Genomic DNA, 19,536 nt, shown 5'->3' with positions numbered 1-19,536 from the left:
CGGATGAGAGAGTGAAGAGATTTCATTACAGTTTTGTGGCCGCTATTGCGGCTCATGGAGGTTAAAATGGTAAACGCAGATAAGGATTATTACTGTTTGGAGAAGGGGTCACCTGAAGAGACCCTGTTTATACCGCTGTTTGTCAAAGCAGAGGAGTTTGTCAGCAAGGCACCGATAGTCAAAGACCAAAAGGCCTTTGAAATAGCCAGGAGTATCGGAACCCATCCAAAAAGATTTGACGGCGGCAGTATAGCCGGTGTGGGAATACTTACACGCACTCAGCTGTTTGACAAAGCCGTAACCGAATTTATAAAATCAAATCCCGAAGGGGTTGTTATCAACCTTGGAGTGGGTCTGGATACCAGATCCAGCCGATTTGACAATGGAAGGCTGCGGTGGTATGAGGTGGATCTTCCCGATGTCATCAGGCTCAGGAGAATGTTTTTTACAGAAAATGAAAGGATCAGATTTATTTCCGAGTCTGTTGCAGACCTGCGCTGGGCTGAAAAAACAGGTGTGACAAGGACAGACCCGGTGCTGATACTGGCTGAAGGGCTTTTGATGTATTTGAGTGAGGAACAGGTAAAAGGCGTTTTTGAATATATTTGTGACTGTTTTCCCGGTGCAGATTTATACTTTGATGTAATTCACAGTTATTTTGTAGGTAAGGCAATCACTTCTCCATTTGTTTGGGGAATTGACAGGGCTGAGGAAATAACAGGTCTTCACCCTGGAATCAGGCTTGTTGAAAATTGGAGTATAGGTGATTTTAATAAAAAGCGGCAGAGTTTGTTTCTGAGAATAATGAATATTTTACCTTCCACAAGGAACAGGAGCCGGATAATCCATGCAGTAGCTGGTATATCTGATATGGCGGCGGATAGGCCTGCTAAAAAGAATATTGGTAATTCTGAGCGGATATGATGCCGGAAAACAGTAATAACGGCCGGATATGCAACTATTAATCCGACCGTTATACCGGTTTCGCGAAACAAATTTTACTCATGCTTTCCAATTAACCTCATACTTTCTACTACCTTTGATCCGAACCTCATATTAAATTTCTGGCGGACCCATCTCCTTCCGGTAATTACTTTATTTTATCAACCATTAATGATTGTATTTAATATATACCTCTTTAAATAAACTCTAAACATAAAACAGAAAATTTTTTTATAAAGGGCCGTTACTGCTCTGTTGACTTTGAGAGTTATTACGTGATACAATCAATCCAGCTTAACTTAATAAGACAGTTCGTAACCATCCTGTCTATAAACAAAACTACGGACCGGCTGTCGGAGGACGGCTTATTTTTGTTTACAGGGGGCTTATGCCCTTTTTTTATTGTCCGGGAAAGTATAAAAAGTTTAATCCATAATTCTGTTGAATTTATATTTTTACTTATGAGGGGGAACCAATGAAAAATATCGGAATAACCACAACCGTGCCGGTTGAGGTACTGCTTGCGGCGGGCTACAGGGTTATTGATCTGAACAATGTTTTCATATCATCCGAAGCCTGCGCGCAGGATATAGAGAGAGCTGAAAGGGACGGTTTTCCAAAGAGCTCCTGCGCATGGATAAAAGGGATTTACGGAGCCTGCCTGCGCTGCGGGATAGATGAGCTTGTCGGGGTGCTGGAGGGGGACTGCTCCAATACCAGGGCATTAATGGAGGTATTGAGGGGCATGGGAATTAAGACATATGATTTTTCCTACCCCTCCGAACACACGCCGGAAAGTGTCACTGCCGAAATAAATAAATTTATGGACAGGTTCGGAGTAGCACTTTCACAGGCAGAAGCAGTGAGGGAGGATTTAGCCGAACTTCGGCAGTATGCCAGGGTAATGGATAAACTTACCTATATTGATAACAAGGCCACGGGTTTGGAAAATCATTTATACCAGGTTTCGCTGAGTGATTTCAATGGAGATGCGGTACAATGCCTTGAAGAGCTGAAGAAAAAAATATCTGAAATAGGTAAGAGAACCCCGCATACCCAGGCACTCCGTCTGGGATATATAGGCGTGCCCCCCATGACTGGTGATCTGTACCGGTATGTGGAAGACTATGACGCCAGAATAGTATACAATGAGGTTCAGCGCGAATTTGCATTTCCAAGGTCAATGGAAGCAGAGAGTATATACCGGCAGTATTATGACTACACATATCCCTATAATCTGGATTTCAGGCTCAGTGAGATAAAAAAACAGATAAAGCTCAGGGAGCTTGACGGGCTGATACATTACACCCAGGCATTTTGTCACAGGGCCATCGAGGATATTATAATCAAACGGGAACTTGAAATACCTGTTCTGACGATTGAGGGAGATAAGTCCAACCGGCTTGATCCCAGAACGAAACTCAGATTGGAGGCATTTTTGGATATGCTTTCGGATCTCAAGGGGGTGCCGGCGTGAAAGTATTGGGAATTGATATGGGCAGCAGAGAGGTAAAGATCGCTTATATGGATAACGGTACGCTGGTTGAAAAGAGAAAAATCAGCACCATGACTTTTTATAAGAGCTTTTGTATACATAAAGATGGCAGGCTGCTGGCCGACGTGGAACGTATCGGCTTCGGCAAGCCGGATAAAGCCGTATCCACCGGTTATGGCAGAAACAACACCGACTTATGCAGCTTCAAGCCAATAACTGAAATAAAGGCCCATGCATATGGGGCAATGTATCAAACAAAGCTAAGGGACTTTATTTTACTGGATATCGGAGGGCAGGACGTCAAGGTGGTGAGGGTTGAAAAGGGCCTTGTTACCGATTTGGAGCTGAATGAAAAATGTGCGGCTTCCTGCGGCAGATATCTTGAAAATATGGCAGCCGTACTGGAAGTGCCCCTTGAGGAAATGTCACGGCATTTTGAAACCCCTGTGCCGCTTAACTCCACCTGTTCGGTATTTTCCGAATCGGAACTGATAGGAAAGATAGCAGAGGGCATCGGAATTGAGGAGCTTTGTGCAGGTGTAAATTATTCCTTGTATAAAAAACTCAGCCCCATGCTGACAAGATTTAAAGGGGAAAAGCTGGTCTTATCCGGGGGAGTTGCAGGAAACAAAGCCCTGCAAAAATATCTTGAGGAGGATTTTGACAGTATTGTTCACATGGCTGAACCCCAGTTCAACGGAGCCATAGGCTGCTGTGCATATGCGGAATTCATTCCGACAAGAGGAGGGACTTTATGAAAACAGTAAAAAAAATAACCATTTCAGCAGTCATTATTGCATTGTACGTTGTAATAATGTTTGTATCACAGGGCTTTGCCTTTGGGCAGTATCAGATAAGAATAGCCACTTCTCTGTATTCATTAAGCTACGTATATCCGTTCCTCATAGTACCTCTGGGCCTGGCCAACTTCCTCAGCAATACCGTAATGGGAGGACTTGGACCGCTGGATATGATAGGAGGAGCTTTAGCAGGAATAATAACTTCGGGGGCGGTTTATCTGGTACGCAAATTTAACTGGAATATGTGGCTGATTACAATACCTTTGGTTTTGGGCCCGGGCCTGCTGGTACCCATATGGCTCTCAAAACTTTTAAATATACCATATTCCGTGCTGGCACCGGGTTTATGCATAGGACAAATAATTCCTGCCGCCGCAGGGGTTTTTATTGTACAGGTGGTAAACAAACATATAAAGGGTAAAATCGGTTAATTTTACGGAAAATATTTGACAATTCAATACTTCGGGTATAGAATAAAAATATACTTCGAGTAAAGAACTATTTTAAGGGGTGTGTGATAATCAGCAGCAAGAGTTTTGATATAGAGACAATAATATTCGATTATATAGACCAATTTAAGTTTTTGTTTTTTCCGGAGCAGTGGAGTACGGTTTTTTTGGATTATTCCAAGAATGAGTTATTGGTTCTTCTTTACCTGTATAAAAAGAATACGGCCAACATGACCGAGCTCTCCGAGTATATTTGTGCACCCCTGAATACGGCAACCGGAGTGGTGGGCAGGCTTGAAAAAAAGAATATGGTTGAAAGAATCAGAGGAAATGAAGACCGCAGGGTGGTAAACATCGTGCTGACACCGGCTGCCCAGGCTTTTATTGACGAAGAGAAAAAGCTTGCCGCCTATTACTTCGGTGAGATTTATAAAGCCCTGACAGAGGAAGAAAGGGCAGCAGGAATCAATATTATAGGCAAGGTGATCGGTATACTGAAAAAGGGAAAACCGGGGCAGGGTGAAGATAATGGTACAGTTAAAAGAGTTAAAAGGATTAATATTGAGTAATAATTAATTAATAGTTAAGAGTAAGGCAAATTTTTTTACAAAAATACTTCGATAAAAGAACTATTCTCGAAGGGAAGTTAAATAAAACTGGTGTGACCGAAATAGTAAATGTTGCATTGGAAATGGAGGCTGTTATGGGAAGAATAATTATTTTTACAGGAAAAGGCGGAGTGGGAAAAACCAGCACTGCTGCCGCACATGCCGTAAAAGCGGCCGGGGAGGGGAAAAAGACCCTGATAGTGAGCACCGATATGGCTCACAATCTGAGTGATTTGTTCATGAAGGAGCTGAAGGAGGAGCCGGTTGAAATCCTTGGGAATCTGGACGGCCTTGAAATTGATTCAAATTATGAGATGGAGAGATATTACGGAACGATATCCAAAGCCTTTAAGAATATGCTGACGTTTGAAAACCGGGCTGATAGTGAGATCTTTGACGATATAGTTGTTTTTCCGGGAATAGAGGAGCTTTTCTCATTGCTGAAGATAAAAGAATTGTATGATTCCGGCATATACGACCTGATCATCGTGGATTGTGCGCCCACAGGGGAAACGCTGTCCCTGTTGAAGTTTCCCGAACTGCTTTCATGGTATATGGAAAAGCTCTTTCCCATCGGAAAGGTGGCGTTAAAAGTCCTAAGGCCCATATCCAGGGTGGCATTCAAAATTGAAATGCCAGATGACAGGGCAATGAATGACATAGAGAAGCTGTATGTCAAGCTGGGAACCCTTCAAACGCTGTTAAAGGACCGGGATACATGCAGTATCAGACTTGTCACCATTCCTGAGAAAATGGTTGTGGAAGAAACCAAAAGAAACTATATGTATTTGAACCTGTACAATTTTAATGTGGATGGTCTTTATATCAACAGAATAATTCCGGAGGATGTCGACAACAGATTTTTTGACCAATGGAAGCAGATTCAGTCCAATTACCTTGAAGAAATTGAAGCTGTATTTGCAAACATACCCGTGTATAGGATCAAATGGTATGAAGAGGATATTAACGGAGTTAAAGGCCTGGAAAGGGTGGCGGCCGATTCTCTTGACGACCGAAATCTATTCAGGGTGCTGAAAACCACTGTAAATGAAACTTTCAATAAGACTGACAGGGGATACCGGCTGGATGTGTATGTGCCGCTAGCTGAGAAGGGTGCATTTGATCTTTTTGAATCAGGCACAGATATCATAATCAAAATTGGAAACTTTAAAAGAAATATTCCAATTCCAAATAGCGTAAGAAAATATCAGATGGCATCGGCCAGGCTGGATGCCGGAACTCTGAGTATATATTTTGAGTGATTTATTTAGGATTTGTGCGGAAAGGCGGAGGTACTATTTATGAATAAAGAATTTGCAAAAAAGATGATAAGGGCTGAAATCCTCAGATACCAGGCTATAAAGGAAATACTGCCCGAGGGTATGAAACATAGGGTTGAGACCCTCGAAAGGGATGCAGGCAATTTATTGAAGGATATTGCCATGGAAATTATTTCGGAAAATTTTTCACAGCAGGAGAACGTAAGCCGGCCGGATCAGGATAATACCGGGAAAACTGAGGATAAGAAAGCTGTAAAGCGGGTTGACGTCGACTTTAACTGATCAGCTAACCGGCGCAATGGGTTAATCTGGTTCATAAAAGTTAAAAATTATTGAAAAGGAGCAAGCATTATGAGAATAATATTATATACAGGAAAAGGCGGAGTGGGCAAAACCAGCATCGCGGCTGCAACTGCCTGCAAAATAGCCGCCGACGGCAAAAAGGTGCTTGTAGTCAGTACTGACCTGGCACACAGCTTGAGTGATTCCTTCGACGTCAGGCTGTCAAATGAACCTGCTGAAATAAGCAGGAATCTATATGCCATGGAAATTGACTCGGTACTGGAAAATGAAAAGTCCTGGGGAAATGTAAAAGGATATCTGGAAAAGCTTATGATGCTCAAGTCGGAAAGAACTGTTGAAAGCGAAGAATTACTGGTGTTTCCCGGATTTGATGAGCTGATGTCCCTGTTGAAGATAAAGGATATCCATGACGAGGGCATATACGACGTATTGATAGTTGACTGTGCACCGACGGGAGAAACCATGTCCCTGCTTAAATTTCCGGATCTGTTCAAATGGTGGATGGAAAAGCTTTTCCCCATCAAGCGGAAGGGGGCAAAAATAGCAGGGCCCATTATACAGGCAACCGTTAAAGTACCCATGCCGTCTGATGAAACCTTCGATGAGATTGAAAGATTATATGACAGAATTGATCAATTGCATCAATTGATGATGAATAAAGAGGCGGTGAGCATAAGAATAGTTACCACTCCTGAGAAGATAGTAGTCAAGGAGGCAAAGAGGAGCTTTTCCTACCTGCATCTTTTTGATTATAATGTCGACTGTATAATCATAAACAGAATATTCTCGGAGGCTTCCCTGTGCGGCTATTTCGAGAAGTGGGCTCAAATTCAGAAGGACAGTATCAGGGATATTACCGACAGTTTTAAAGGAATTCCCGTTTTCAAGCTGGAACTGCTCAACTGCGAATTGAGAAGGCTTGACATCTTGAATACCATAGCGCAGCAGCTGTACAGGAAAACAGATCCCAAAAAGGTTCTTTTCAATGAAAAAATATTCTCGGTTGAGAAAGATCAGAATGGTTACATCCTTGCAATCAATATGCCTTTTGTGGATAAAAAGGAGTTGAAGCTTTCACAGAAGGGTGATGAAATAACCATCTCAATCAAGAATGAAAGGAGATGTCTGGTACTGCCTGCGAAGCTTCAGCCGATGGAAATCACCGGTGCAAAATATGAGGACGGCAGGCTCAACCTTCACTTTGCTTAGTGTCAGGCCTTAAACCTGTAGCCGGTTCCCCAGAGAGTCTCAATAAACTCAGGATTTGCAGGGTCCTTTTCGATCTTTTTACGGATTTTCTGGATATGCACCGGAACTGTGGCCGTGTCACCATATATGTCATCGCCCCATACCCTCTCAAAAATATGTTCTTTTGTGAAAACAATGTTGGGGTTGGTGGCGAGGAACACAAGCGTCGCATATTCCTTGGAGGTCAGCTGTATCTCCTTTCCGTTGACAAATACTCTATGCGAGGCAGTGTTTATTTCCAGTCCGCCGTGGGCGATGATTTCGGAGGAGGCATTATTCCCCTTGAGTCTTTCATATCTGTTTATGTGCGATTTTACCCTTGCGGCCAGTTCGGCAGGACTGAAGGGCTTGGTGAGATAATCATCCGCACCGAAATCAAGACCTCTTATTTTATCAATGTCTTCCGTTCTTGCCGAGACCACCAGGATGGGTATTTCAAACTTCTTCCTAAGCTCTCTGATTATTTCATACCCGTCCTTGCCCGGCAGCATCAAGTCCACAATAACAACATCATATATTCCCTGCAGTGCTGATTTAAGTCCGTGTATGCCGTCATGGGCTATTTCACATTTGTATCCGTTCAGCTGAAGGTAATCCCGTTCCATTTCGGCAATATTTATATCATCTTCAATAATCAAAATCTGTTTCATTTGTCGTCTCCTCTTATAGGTTCGGATTTGGGCAGGCTGAATGTGAATCTGGTGCCGGAGTCAACCTTACTGGTGGCGGAAATCCTGCCGCCGTGGGCTTCCACCAGCTCCTTTGCAATTGAAAGTCCCAGGCCGGTGCTCATTAAATCCTTGGTTCTTGCGGAATCTATCCTGTAAAACCTGTCAAAAATGTTTGGAAGCTTGTCTCCAGGAATTCCGGGCCCGTTGTCACTGATATCAAAAAATATATTTTGTTCATCAGCATATAAGCGTACATTTATCTCAGTATCATTTTCACCGCAAAATTTTATGGCATTGCCTATAATATTTCTAAACACCTGGTTTATCCTTTTACGGTCCATATGGACATGGCACTCTGCTGAGAGAGTATCGGTGTATGAAAATTTTATGGACCTGTCTTCAAGCTCGTACTGAAATTCCTCCATCAAATCGGCCATAAAGGCCCGGATACTGATATCCTCCTGATGAAACTCAAGCTTTTGCATATCCAGCTTTGAAAATAAAAACAGATCATCAATAAGTTTATTCAGATAGGCGGCATTATTATAAATGATCTGATGGTACTTATTAACAGTTTCCTGCGGTATATCAGGCCTTTCCAGCATTGTTTCAATATACCCCTGAATGGAAGTGATGGGAGTTTTGAGGTCATGGGAGATATTTGCTATCAAGGTCTTCCGGTTTTCTTCATAAGCCTTTTTTAAAAGTTCACCTTCCTTCAGTTTTTTTGCCATGCTATTAAAAGAATTAATAAGAATACCCAGCTCGTTAAATATTTCGCTTTTGATTTCAATATCATAATTGCCCTTTGATATCTCCTCTACACCTTTTCTAAGACTGCCTATGGGTTTAAATATCATTTTCTCAAGACGCATGTTGAACAGGAACTGAATGACTCCGCCGATAGTGATAATGGCGGCTGCCACTATGGCCAGCGTTTTGGCTCCGAAAAAACGGAATATTATAACCCAGATGAAAATATTAAAAACAACAATGAGTATCTGTGAAAGTCTGTTATTCCTGTGATACCATTGAAGTTCATCATGTTTCCTGTTATATCCGGCGATTTTTTGTCTGAATTCCTTTTTCAGCCTGTTTATTTCCTCATGATTTCTCATATGCTCGGCAAACATTTTCTTCCGGAGCTCGTTTTCCAGCCGGTGTTTTTCAATATGAGAATTTCTAAAACTGTCCAATCTGTATCTTATTTTATCCGGGATAATCCGAAACCAATTTTTATCTGCCATACAATCCACCTTCATTAAACTTATATATCGAGTATCTCGGGAAATCCTTATACTCCGATATAGGTTATTTTAAGCAATGATTTTAAAGATATTTTAAAGCCTTTATAAAAATTCTATAAAAATTATGGGCAAATTTCAATCCAAAGCGTCATGTACCAGGCTTTATAAATATTTTAAATTTTTTTATAAAATTTTTAAAATATTTTTATTTGCGTTTTAAATTGAACCTTTAATATACACATTGTGTTCGGCAAATAACCGGATTTATGCCGGAAACAAACTATATGCCGTCAATTTAATTTTATGGAAAGAGGGATATAAATGCCAAATATAGTTGAAGTCAAAAATTTTACAAAAAAGTATGGTGATTTTGCGGCAGTTGATAATATTTCATTCAATGTTGAAGAGGGCTCCATTTTTGCATTTCTTGGACCCAACGGTGCAGGAAAAAGTACGACCATCAATACACTGTGCACAATAATCAACAAAACCGAAGGGCAGCTGCTCATTAATGGAAATGAAGTTTCGGAGCATAAGGGCAGGGTCAGGAATGAGATCGGAATTGTGTTTCAGGATTCCACTCTGGACAGCAAGCTCACAATTGAAGAAAACCTGAAATTTCACTGCGATTTTTATAAGGTTCCCAAAAGTGAAGTAAAGGGGAGAATAGATTTTGTTTTGGAACTGGTGAACCTTGAAGATTGGAGAAAGGCTCCGGTTGGCAGCCTGTCAGGCGGGATGAAGAGAAGGGTGGAAATAGCAAGGGGGCTGGTCCATTACCCCAGGGTGCTGTTTTTGGATGAGCCGACAACGGGGCTTGACCCGCAGACCAGGGCTAACATATGGGACTATATTTACAAATTGCAGAAGCAGAAAAATATAACCATTTTTCTTACAACCCACTATATGGATGAAGCCGAAATATGCGACAAGGTAGCCATAATGGATCATGGAAAGATAGTTGCGTATGATACTCCGTACAATCTCAAAAAGCAATATACTTCCAATGTCACAAGACTTAAGATCTCCGATTGCGATAGATTTGAAAACTATTGCGGGGAAAAGGAAATAAAGTATAAATTTAATGATGGCCTGTTTACGGTATATTCAAGCAATTTAGGAGATGTACTTGATATAGTTGAAAACTTTAAAGGGGAAATCAATGATTTTGAAACCAGCAAGGGAACTTTAAACGACGTATTTCTGACTATTACAGGAAAGGAGATAAGAGTGTGATGAGAGGTATAAAAGCAATATTGAAAAGAAATCTGACTAATTTTTTCAGGAATAAAATGCAGCTGGCCTTTGCCCTGTTCATGCCTATATTTTTTCTGTTCATATTTTCCTTTGTTATGAAATCGGCTGCTGCCGGAGTGGATCAGCCCATTAACTACCTTATATCGGGTATAATCATAATGACGGTATTCCAGTCCGCTTTGAGCAATTCGACAAATATTATTGAAGATATGTCCATGGGGTTTATGAAGGAGATTATTGTTTCACCTGTGGCCAGATGGCAGATATCAATAGGCCAAATACTCTCCTCAACTGTAATTGCTGCCTTGCAGGGCCTTATCGTAATTATTATCGCACTGTTCATGGGGTTGAAGATCGATGTGCTGCAATTTGCAGAAATGCTTGGAGTAATGATAACTGTGGGCGTAACCTTCAGTTCAATAGGACTTTTCCTGGCCACCCTTGCAAAGAGCTCCACCACATTCCAGCTGATGATTATGGTTTTTACAATGCCGCTGACCTTCCTGTCAGGAGCATATATTCCGACTACTGTCATGCCTGAGATCATTCGTCCGCTAATATATATAAATCCTTTGACCTACACTACCTCCATATTCAGATATATTACGCTGAAGATGGGGAACCTCTCCACAGAGGCACTGGTAAAAGCAGGTGTGGCCTTTGACATTAACGGACTTGTCATCAAACCCGGCTTTGGATTTGCAATTATACTGGCAATGGGACTGTTGTTCTTTGTTCTGTGTGTTAAGCAATTCAACAAGGCGGATTTTTCACAGGTCAAGACTTTTAACCCCCATGCGGGATAAGCCGCCGGCGGTGCCTCCCGGGTGAATCGGGAAACAACAGGGAGCACAAGAAAAAAGTATTCAGACAGAACACCTCTTCAAACAGTATAATACTATGATAATAAAGGGGAATTTTAAAAAATTATACTGGAGAAAAATATGGATAGGTGGTTTAAAATAGATAATGCCGGAAAAATATTTAGATCGGTATCTAAAGAATCCAACACCTCGATTTTCAGAATCTCAATGATTATGAATGAGCCTGTTGAGAAGGAGCTGCTTCAGAAAGCTCTGGATACTGTTCTGGTGCGTTTTCCCACCCTGTCGGTCAAACTGCAGAAAGGTGTTTTCTGGGATTATCTGAATCAGAATAATCAAAAGCTGCTGGTTCAACGGGAGGAGCAATACCCCTGCTGTCCCTTAAAAGCCGATGAGAACAACGGCTTTCTTCTGAGGGTTTTATATTATAATTGCCGTATAGCGTTGGAGGTATTCCATTCCCTGACCGACGGTACCGGGGCGGTGGAATTTCTGAAAACACTTGTTTATCAGTATTTATGCCTTGCAGGTAAGGAAATTGAGAATGAAGGTTTGATTCTGGACCCGGATGAATTGCCCAATAAATACGAAATGGAGGACAGCTTTGATAAATATTATCAAAGCATGCCTGCCAGACGGGTCACAGAGACAAAGGCCTTTCATATTAAAGGGACACCGCTGGAGCCCTTCGGCAATAATGTTATCCACGGGGTTATGTCCTCATCCCTGCTTAATTCAATTGCAAAGCAGAAGGGTTCAACCATAACGGAGTATTTGACTTCGGCGCTGATATATTCAATTTATACCGGAAGCATGCAGTTCGGCATATACAAAGAGCCCATAAGAGTGACAATACCTGTCAATCTGAGAAGGATTTTTCCTTCCAGGACGCTCAGGAATTTTTTCACAGTGGTCAATGTGGGGGTTGAGCCTTCTGAGGAGTTGTGTTTTGAGACGGTATTGGAAAAAGTGTCCTCACAATTGAGGGATAAACTGCAAAAAGATAATCTATACAGTGTGATGGTGAGTAATGTAAAGCTGGAAAAACTGCTGGTAGCCAGATTTATTCCGGTATTTATAAAAAATATGGCCATGCGGTACGGTTTTGAGAACTTTGGCGAAAATTCCAAAACCATCACTCTCTCAAATATCGGAAGCATCAAATTGCCCGGCTCCATGTGCAAATTTGTGGACCGCGGGGAAGTCATCATATATCCCACATTTAAAAGCCCTGTCAACTGCGGAGTCTGTACCGTTAACGACAGTCTGACAGTGACATTTTCAAGAACCATTCTGGAAGCCGATATTATCAGATGTTTTTTCAGCTTTCTGTCACGGGAAAGCGGACTTGAAATAAAAGTTTATTCAAATAATTGGGGTAAAGTGTATGAATAAATGTAAGCACTGCGGTGTTTTTATTGAAGATGAAAAAAGATGCCCTCTTTGCAGCAGAAATATCGGGGAAGCCGGTGAGGGGGCCAAAAATGTGTGGTACCCATCCTACGGTAAAACTGAAACAGTTCCGCAATTGAATTTTGCAGGTAAAGTATTTTTCTTTATATCAATTGCGGTAATGAGTATTTGTATACTTATAAACATACTTTCAGGGATAGGAAATCCCTGGTCGCTGTTTGTAATCTTTCCGGTATTGTACCTGCAGCTTCTCATCAACAACACCATTCTTTCGAAAATACGTGCAGGAACAAAAATAATTTTACAGGTCATGGGAACATCCTGCTTTCTGTTCTTCATAGACCTGCTTTCGGGATTTTACAGGTGGTCGGTAAATATAGTAATACCATTTTTGCTGATAGCAGGTACATTTCTGATAACGGTGATTGTCATAAAGCGGAAAATGTTATGGAACGAGTATGTTGGATACATTATCGCCATGATCTTTTTAGGCTTTTTACCTGTTTTTCTGTACCTTACCGGTGTGGCAGATGAAATATGGGCAAGTGCGGTTTCAGCACTGTATTCTTTTCTGACGACCATAGGCATGCTGGTTTTCGCCAATAAAAAATTTAAAAAAGAGATGACTCGAAGATTTCATATTTGATTAAAATTTTTTCCTGACTACTAAATTATTTTTCGGACAAAATATAAAAGAATGAAAAGATTTTAGTAGTTCATTAGTAGTTCAAGGGAGGGATTGTTATTCATATAATTGGCAGATTCCTTGACCCTGGCAAGGTTGGCGGTCTGGTTGATTCTCTCAAAAACAGCGGTATCCAAAGGAGAGACATGATAATCAGCGCCATGGATGAAGAAAAATTCCAAAGCATGCGGAATGATGTGGAAGACAACCGGACAAGCAGTGTGGTAAAGACCGACCAGGACGATCCCGGCCAATTGGAAGCATTTGTGGAAAGTGTCAATGACCTGAGCGATTTGCATGATGACGCCGGCATTGTAGTCTATGTAAAAGCTGCCAGGCATAAGGCACAGGAAGTAAAGTCGATAATGGAGCAATCGGGAGCAGCTGAAATAAAAGTTCACGAAAACTAGGACAAAGGAGAGATAACGGATGAACAAGCCTAAACCGGATAACAGAAGTAACAACGCAGACAGGATACAATTCAATATCAATCATACCATCAGAAACATGGAAGCTGCTGAAGATATGATGTCAAAAGTGGATGACCCGACCCAGAAAAGTGAGCTTGAAGAAAAGAATGACAGAAGAAGGGACGCTCTTCAGGGAATGCGTGAAGAAATAAAAGATGAAGCTCATAAAAAATCAAGATAAAAATGATTAACCCCCGGCAAGGCCGGGGGTTTTTTGTAATAAAAAAACTTCTTGACTATATCACAGCAGAAGCCTATAATATCATTGGTATAGAACATTACAATTAATTTAATGATAGCACAATTTAAAACCAATGTCAATAGGCTGAAGCAAAATTTTTATTTTTTGGAGGGAGAGATGTATATGTTTTTACCCATGTTGTTAAATTCCGCCAATCCACTGCTTAATGAAAAATATGTTGGTATACTGATGAACATTAATAATACTTCGAGGCAATACGGACTGACTATAACAGCAGAGGATGCCAAAAATATTGTTGAAGTGAGAAATACGGTACTGCGCAATTACGGGAGGGTTGACCTGGGCATTGCTGCGACAGGGGAGATAATGGAGAAATTCTGCACCTCTTCTTTTATCGACAGCGGGAATTATCTTTATATTATCAATGAAATACAGGAGCTATTCTATTATTTAAAAAATGAGACCGAGGAAAAGATACCGGATGACGAGCTGATAACATTGCTCAGGGAATTATTTGAAAATTACTGCTGGGGTTCTGTTGAATTTCTGAAAGGTGTGGTGCAGGAATATGCCGAAGCTTTCAGAAAGCGGGAACAAAAAAGAGATATTTTAGAGAAAGGTGATGCCCAGCATTGATTAATAATAAAACCAATGAACTCAATGAACTATATCTCAAAAATAATATTGATAAAACAAGGCTTAAGGCCAACCAGTATACCGTATCCCTCCTGAACGAAGCCTATCGTACCAAACTGCTGGACTATAGCATAATCAGCCGCATTCAATTAAATCTGATGAATCTGCTCAAAGACCTGATATTAAGATACACAAATGGAAACAGCACTTCTGTGGCGATGGACACGGCAGAAAGCCTGTTCTGCTCCCTGCTGTATGCCATAGATGCTTTTGCCCTCGGCTGCCGAAGTCCCGAAGAGGCTGTATTCAAGCTGAAAACCGGCGTAACGGAGGATATTTATAAACAGGGCGTGGAACAGACAGCAAAGTGGCTTGCCGAAACAAAAGCCTTATACCTTAAAGTACGGAAAAACAAACTGGACATAACGCTTGATTCATATAATCTCACCCTTAACGAAGCAATCCCTGTATTTCTGGAAAGTTATAATATAATCTTCCGCGCCCATGACGGTGCGGGAAGTATTGATTATCCGCTGGTGTTTGATGATATGAGTATTCAGGGAGTTCTGTATATTAAAAACTATTTAGAGAATTTTGAAATAGAAACAGATTTTTGCAGGAATTTCAAATCAGACGAAATAAATAAGCTACTGCAAAATTTTGGCGCCGCTATGAAATTAAATTATAAAATTGAATTGATAAACGTTTTTGAATTGGTATTCAACAATGCCGTGCTGTCAATAATGGCAGGCCAAAGGGCGGGTAACCTGAGTATCCGGGCAGATGAATTTCATACTCTTAACAAAAAATTGTCATGTTTAAGTGCGGAGGGTATCCGTAATGAGGTGGAACAGGCTGTGGAGCAAATGATAACCCGATTTCGGCTTACAGATCACAGGATGCTGGAATATATACACCGGTATAAGCCCTTGTTTGAAGAAAGGCTTGTTTTTTTGGCTCAAAATCATGCCTTAAACAGTATAATTATCACCAATAATGAAGAAAACCGGAGGAAAAGCTCAGTGTGGCTGGAAGTTGGCGAAAGGATCAAGGATGACGACTTTAACGCTTTGGTAAACAAACTGACAGTAATTGATAATATGGAGGACAAAATAAGTCAGATAAAAACAGGTATCAAATCTTTGTATGATTTCCTTGATATTATGAACTCCGATTGCTTTTTCGGAAATGAATATCAAGAGCTTTTTTCCGGGTTGGAGGAGTCTGAACTGGCTGTACTGGCCGGTTTATTATTTCATGGGGAGCTCCGGGACGGCAGTTTGAATTTGAAGCGCATTGCTTCTCAAAACAAAACTGCGGAATATGAATGGCAGGAGCATTTTTTGGAATATTTAAAAGCTCTTGACACGGATAAGTTGAATGAGATTCAGAAGCAGGCTGAGGAGTACGACGGGTTTGAGTAGTTACAGCACGGATATCCCAATATTTACAATATGGATTTCCATATTCTGCTTGTAAATATACGGTTTTATAATTAATATAAAAGTAGAGCTAAAAAAGCAGACCGTTGAAGGTCATGGAGGTTGGTATGAAAAAAACCGTCCTGATAATTTTAATTTTGCTGGCAAGCCTGGTTTTTACATGTGCAGGCTGCAGCGATAATAAGGAAAGCAAAGGGCGGGGTGCCACGGCAGAGAGCCAGGGCACTCAGGCTGCCGGCGCACTTGCTGCAAAATGGCCCACAAAGGATTGGAGCACATCAACTCCTGAAAAGCAGGGACTTGATGAGCGGCAGCTTGCCAGGACCCATACAAGAATAAAAGAGAATTATCCCAATGTATACAGCCTGCTGGTTATAAGAAATGGCTTTCTTGTATTCGAGGAGTATTATAACGGTGCGGGAAAGAACAGCTACAATCAGGTTTATTCGGTAACCAAAAGTGTGATGTCGGCCTTGACCGGCATAGCAATACGTGAAAAACTGGTTGCCGGTACCGGCCAAAAGGCTGCGGAACTCATTCCGGAGTATTTTGACCCGGTCGATAATACAAAGAAGAGGGATATTACTATCGAAAACGTACTGACCATGACAGGAGGACTTGAGTCCATTGACAATAACTATAACGGTTATTTTTCAAGCTCAGACTGGCTTCGGTATGCACTTGACAAGCCGCTTACCGACCAACTGGGGAGCAAATTTGTTTATAACACCGGACTGACCCAGATTCTGTCCGCCGTTATATCTGAAAAATCCGGCATGAAAACAAAAGAATTTGCAGACAAGTACTTATTCAAGCCATTAAATATTGAAGTCAAAAGATGGGATATGGACCCGGCGGGCTGCTACGGAGGGGGTACAGGTCTGTATCTTACAGCCCGGGATATGGCTAAATTCGGATATTTATATCTGAACGAGGGCAATTGGGACGGCAGTCAGCTCATACCTGAAGAGTGGGCAGCAGCCTCGATCACAAGGAAGATTGAAGCCGGTGAGGGTGTGGATTATGGCTATTTGTTCTGGATTTCGGACATGGAAAACAAAACCGCCCGAAAGACCTATCACACCTACCGGGCTGACGGAGCAGGGGGACAAAAGATAGTTGTGATTCCTGAAACCAATATGGTTATAGTAGTTACGGCAAATATCAATGCCAGATCCCGGGACGGTGCCGACACTCAAAGGTTGATAGAGGATTATGTGATCCAGGCAATAAAATAAATTGTTTTATCTTTGAGATAGCCCCGTTTTCAATGTTACACCTGTCCTATGAACCTTGCCAGTTCACTGTTGAATTTATCCTGCTCCTCGTAAAATAAACCGTGTCCGCTGTTTTCAAAAGGTATCAGCACTGAATTCCTGATACTCTGATGCATGACTTCAGCTAAAGGAAACAAACAGACCTGGTCATGAATTCCGTGCAGGATGAGTGTGGGTACCCGGATTTTATCCAGATCGTTGAAAAGGGCTTCGTCCCTGAAAGTCATTGCACATGCTGCAGTAGCTATGCCCGAGGCTTCAAAGCCCATCAGGAAAAACCAGTCGGATTGAGGCTGGGTTATAGGTTTGGAGAAAAACATGGGAGCAGTATCTCTCAGCATCTGGAGCCTGTCTTTAAGAGAACTCTCTATTATTTGGGTTATGTCCTCTTTGGGATGACCATATGGAAAACCTGGCCTCATTGTAAGACTTGGGGCAGCGGCGCCGAAAAGGGCCAGCTTTGAGACTCCATATCCATTATACCTGGATATATATCTGATGGCAGCGGCGCCGCCCATGGAATGTCCTGCCAATACAAAGTTCTTTAAATCCAGCGCATGAACCACTCCCCTTATATCATCGGCAATGCGGTTATAACTGTATCCCGTGTGGGGCTTGCCGGATTTTCCAAAACCTCTTGTGTCCATTCCGATACATCTGAAGCCCATGGCGGGTAGCTTGTTGAACTGGTATTCATAAGCACGGTGGCTTAAGGGCCAGCCATGTATAAAGAGTATCGTCGTTTTGCCCCCCGGATTGATATCGTGGACAAATATTTTAACATCGGCCTCGGTTCTAATGTAATATTCCAAAAAAACACCTTCTCTGTACTTAATATATTTATATAATATTCAATTTGAAAAATATTTGTGTGGAATAAAGTTTATATTTTATAAAGCTGATTTACATAATTGAATGAGGGTATATAATTCAGGGAAAAGATCAAATAATAAATTATCATTATTTGTGAAGAATAAGCAGTATGTACTTTTCAAAATAAGTGAGGAGGAACGGGTAAACTGATTTACCTGTTGAGAGGGGAAAAAATATGAGTTTATTTTTAGGGAAGATTCATTTCTGGTTATATAATAAAATCCTTTGGACCGAGAAAATCGAGGAAGATGTTATGAAATGGGCTGAAGACAAAGGTCTGCCCGCTGATAAATGGGCAGGCCAAAACAGTGAAAAATATGGTGCCTCCATGGGGAAGGAGCCTCTGGAAAATATTATAGACACCTCCAATATTCACGGTTGGCTGCAGGAAAGGATAGAAAGTGCCGAGCTGCGCCAGGCATCACTCGTGACTTTAATTTTGTCAGAGGATATGTCATATAAAAATGAACTGCTGGAATTGTTCAGAAGACAGGGGGAAAGTGCAGCTGCCGCTTATCAGGATAAGCCCGCCACACCGGAGGAGATATTCAACGCCCTGAATGATTTTATACTTGAGGGCATGCCCTGTGACAGGGTCAATGAGGTGATGAGCTCAAACGAAAAGGAATTTGTCTGGAGGACGACAACCTGCCTGCATACACCCTACTGGGAAAGGGTCAATGGGGATATCAAACATTTTTATGATTTGAGGAGAGAATGGGTCACTGCTTTTGTGAACGCCATTGACCATGACTATCAATACAGTACGGCATCCGATGGAGTGCACAGGATTGAGAGGAGATAGATAAGATGGATTTGATCGAAGTAATGGTGGAAGAGCACAAATATATAAAAAGAATGCTGGCGGTGATGAGGAAGTACTGTTACAGGGTAATGAAAGGTGAACAGATCCAGTACGGGGACTTTTTCAAAATGATTGATTTTGTAAGAAATTATGCCGACAGACATCATCACGGAAAAGAAGAGAAACTGCTTTTTGACAGAATGATGAATGAATTGGGACGTCCTGCTGAAATGCTTGTACGCCATGGCATGCTGGTGGAGCATGATCTTGGAAGGCTTCATATGCAGGAGCTGGAAGCTGCTCTCAAAAAGGTGATGGAGGGAGACGATGAAGCCCGTCTGGATGTCATAGCAAATGCCATATCCTACACCCACTTGCTCCACAGGCATATTGACAAGGAGGATGGGGTGGTATACAAGTACGCCCAAAACAATCTGGTCAAAGAGACAATGGACGAATTGAATGCCAAAGGCGAGCAGCTGGAGCAGGAAGCGGAAAGGGAGCATATTCAGGAAAAATATATTAAACTTCTTGCCGAACTGGAGTCAAAGCCCTGATGCGCTTTTAGCCCCTGGTATTACAAAACATAAGCAAATGAGACATTTATCC

General features: G+C 41.6%; 22 protein-coding genes. 19 read left to right on the top strand and 3 right to left on the bottom strand.

Going from position 1 to position 19,536, the window contains the following annotated elements:
• Nucleotides 1–66: 66 nt before the first annotated feature.
• From CTER_RS13535 to CTER_RS13495, 8 genes are all read left to right on the top strand, one after another.
• The gene (locus tag CTER_RS13535; RefSeq protein WP_004626031.1) at nt 67–924 is read left to right on the top strand and encodes a class I SAM-dependent methyltransferase; all 858 of its coding nucleotides are present in this window, start codon (nt 67–69) and stop codon (nt 922–924) included.
• Nucleotides 925–1,417: 493 nt separating this feature from the next.
• Nucleotides 1,418–2,419, top strand: coding sequence for a 2-hydroxyacyl-CoA dehydratase family protein (locus tag CTER_RS13525; RefSeq protein ID WP_004626132.1), 1,002 nt, complete (start codon nt 1,418–1,420; stop codon nt 2,417–2,419).
• Entirely contained in the window at nt 2,416–3,195 is a 780-nt protein-coding gene (locus CTER_RS13520; RefSeq protein ID WP_004625960.1) for an acyl-CoA dehydratase activase, read from the top strand. The genes CTER_RS13525 and CTER_RS13520 overlap by 4 nt, the downstream gene beginning before the upstream one ends.
• Nucleotides 3,192–3,668, top strand: a complete 477-nt coding sequence (locus CTER_RS13515; protein ID WP_004626141.1) for a QueT transporter family protein — start codon at nt 3,192–3,194, stop codon at nt 3,666–3,668. Before CTER_RS13520 ends, CTER_RS13515 begins: the two co-directional genes overlap by 4 nt.
• A gap of 185 nt (nt 3,669–3,853) precedes the next feature.
• Nucleotides 3,854–4,255, top strand: a complete 402-nt coding sequence (locus CTER_RS13510) for a MarR family winged helix-turn-helix transcriptional regulator (RefSeq protein WP_242834982.1) — start codon at nt 3,854–3,856, stop codon at nt 4,253–4,255.
• 134 nt (nt 4,256–4,389) lie between these two features.
• Nucleotides 4,390–5,556 (top strand): ArsA family ATPase, encoded by a 1,167-nt coding sequence (locus CTER_RS13505; RefSeq protein ID WP_004626071.1) that lies wholly within the window; start codon nt 4,390–4,392, stop codon nt 5,554–5,556.
• Between the two features lie 39 nt (nt 5,557–5,595).
• Nucleotides 5,596–5,856 carry a hypothetical protein gene (locus CTER_RS13500; protein WP_004626112.1) on the top strand — a complete coding sequence of 87 codons (261 nt, stop codon included), beginning with the start codon at nt 5,596–5,598 and terminating at the stop codon, nt 5,854–5,856.
• A gap of 69 nt (nt 5,857–5,925) precedes the next feature.
• On the top strand, nt 5,926–7,086 hold the full coding sequence (locus CTER_RS13495) for an ArsA family ATPase (protein ID WP_004625964.1): 1,161 nt from the start codon (nt 5,926–5,928) through the stop codon (nt 7,084–7,086).
• Nucleotides 7,087–7,088: 2 nt separating this feature from the next.
• Here CTER_RS13495 and CTER_RS13490 read toward each other — a convergent pair whose 3' ends face one another.
• Entirely contained in the window at nt 7,089–7,775 is a 687-nt protein-coding gene (locus CTER_RS13490) for a response regulator transcription factor (RefSeq protein ID WP_004626099.1), read from the bottom strand.
• Entirely contained in the window at nt 7,772–9,043 is a 1,272-nt protein-coding gene (locus CTER_RS13485; protein ID WP_004625927.1) for a HAMP domain-containing sensor histidine kinase, read from the bottom strand. The genes CTER_RS13490 and CTER_RS13485 overlap by 4 nt, the downstream gene beginning before the upstream one ends.
• A gap of 321 nt (nt 9,044–9,364) precedes the next feature.
• Here CTER_RS13485 and CTER_RS13480 point away from each other — a divergent pair, with 321 nt between their 5' ends.
• The 9 genes from CTER_RS13480 (at nt 9,365) to CTER_RS13440 (ending at nt 17,210) form a co-directional block, all read left to right on the top strand.
• Nucleotides 9,365–10,279 (top strand): ABC transporter ATP-binding protein, encoded by a 915-nt coding sequence (locus CTER_RS13480; RefSeq protein ID WP_004625914.1) that lies wholly within the window; start codon nt 9,365–9,367, stop codon nt 10,277–10,279.
• Nucleotides 10,279–11,106, top strand: a complete 828-nt coding sequence (locus CTER_RS13475; RefSeq protein ID WP_004626121.1) for an ABC transporter permease — start codon at nt 10,279–10,281, stop codon at nt 11,104–11,106. Before CTER_RS13480 ends, CTER_RS13475 begins: the two co-directional genes overlap by 1 nt.
• Before the next feature lie 138 nt (nt 11,107–11,244).
• Complete coding sequence (locus CTER_RS13470) at nt 11,245–12,519, top strand: hypothetical protein (protein WP_004625917.1); 1,275 nt, start codon at nt 11,245–11,247, stop codon at nt 12,517–12,519.
• Nucleotides 12,512–13,183 (top strand): DUF6320 domain-containing protein, encoded by a 672-nt coding sequence (locus CTER_RS13465; RefSeq protein WP_004626079.1) that lies wholly within the window; start codon nt 12,512–12,514, stop codon nt 13,181–13,183. Before CTER_RS13470 ends, CTER_RS13465 begins: the two co-directional genes overlap by 8 nt.
• Nucleotides 13,184–13,368: 185 nt before the next feature.
• Nucleotides 13,369–13,632, top strand: a complete 264-nt coding sequence (locus CTER_RS13460) for a hypothetical protein (RefSeq protein WP_004625924.1) — start codon at nt 13,369–13,371, stop codon at nt 13,630–13,632.
• Between the two features lie 19 nt (nt 13,633–13,651).
• Entirely contained in the window at nt 13,652–13,873 is a 222-nt protein-coding gene (gene tlp, locus CTER_RS13455) for a small acid-soluble spore protein Tlp (protein ID WP_004626134.1), read from the top strand.
• A 177-nt stretch (nt 13,874–14,050) separates the two neighbouring features.
• Nucleotides 14,051–14,530, top strand: a complete 480-nt coding sequence (locus CTER_RS13450; protein ID WP_004626095.1) for a DUF6323 family protein — start codon at nt 14,051–14,053, stop codon at nt 14,528–14,530.
• Nucleotides 14,527–15,954, top strand: coding sequence for a DUF6179 domain-containing protein (locus CTER_RS13445; RefSeq protein ID WP_004625943.1), 1,428 nt, complete (start codon nt 14,527–14,529; stop codon nt 15,952–15,954). Before CTER_RS13450 ends, CTER_RS13445 begins: the two co-directional genes overlap by 4 nt.
• A 125-nt stretch (nt 15,955–16,079) precedes the next feature.
• A complete protein-coding gene (locus CTER_RS13440) occupies nt 16,080–17,210 on the top strand; it encodes a serine hydrolase domain-containing protein (RefSeq protein WP_004625939.1) in 1,131 nt (376 codons plus the stop codon).
• 35 nt (nt 17,211–17,245) lie between these two features.
• Here CTER_RS13440 and CTER_RS13435 read toward each other — a convergent pair whose 3' ends face one another.
• A complete protein-coding gene (locus CTER_RS13435; RefSeq protein WP_004626137.1) occupies nt 17,246–18,061 on the bottom strand; it encodes an alpha/beta fold hydrolase in 816 nt (271 codons plus the stop codon).
• A 236-nt stretch (nt 18,062–18,297) separates the two neighbouring features.
• On the opposite strand from CTER_RS13435, the gene CTER_RS13430 reads away from it, so the two are divergent.
• Together CTER_RS13430 and CTER_RS13425 are read left to right on the top strand one after the other, a co-directional pair.
• Nucleotides 18,298–18,927, top strand: a complete 630-nt coding sequence (locus CTER_RS13430; RefSeq protein ID WP_004625999.1) for a hypothetical protein — start codon at nt 18,298–18,300, stop codon at nt 18,925–18,927.
• 5 nt (nt 18,928–18,932) lie between these two features.
• Nucleotides 18,933–19,484, top strand: a complete 552-nt coding sequence (locus CTER_RS13425; RefSeq protein ID WP_004626005.1) for a hemerythrin domain-containing protein — start codon at nt 18,933–18,935, stop codon at nt 19,482–19,484.
• Nucleotides 19,485–19,536: the final 52 nt, after the last annotated feature.

Origin of the sequence: Ruminiclostridium cellobioparum subsp. termitidis CT1112, assembly GCF_000350485.1 — a bacterium.
GTDB lineage: Bacteria > Bacillota > Clostridia > Acetivibrionales > DSM-1351 > Ruminiclostridium > Ruminiclostridium termitidis.
The sequence above is the reverse complement of the archived record's forward strand: the minus strand, read 5'-3'. Positions and strand labels throughout refer to the sequence as shown.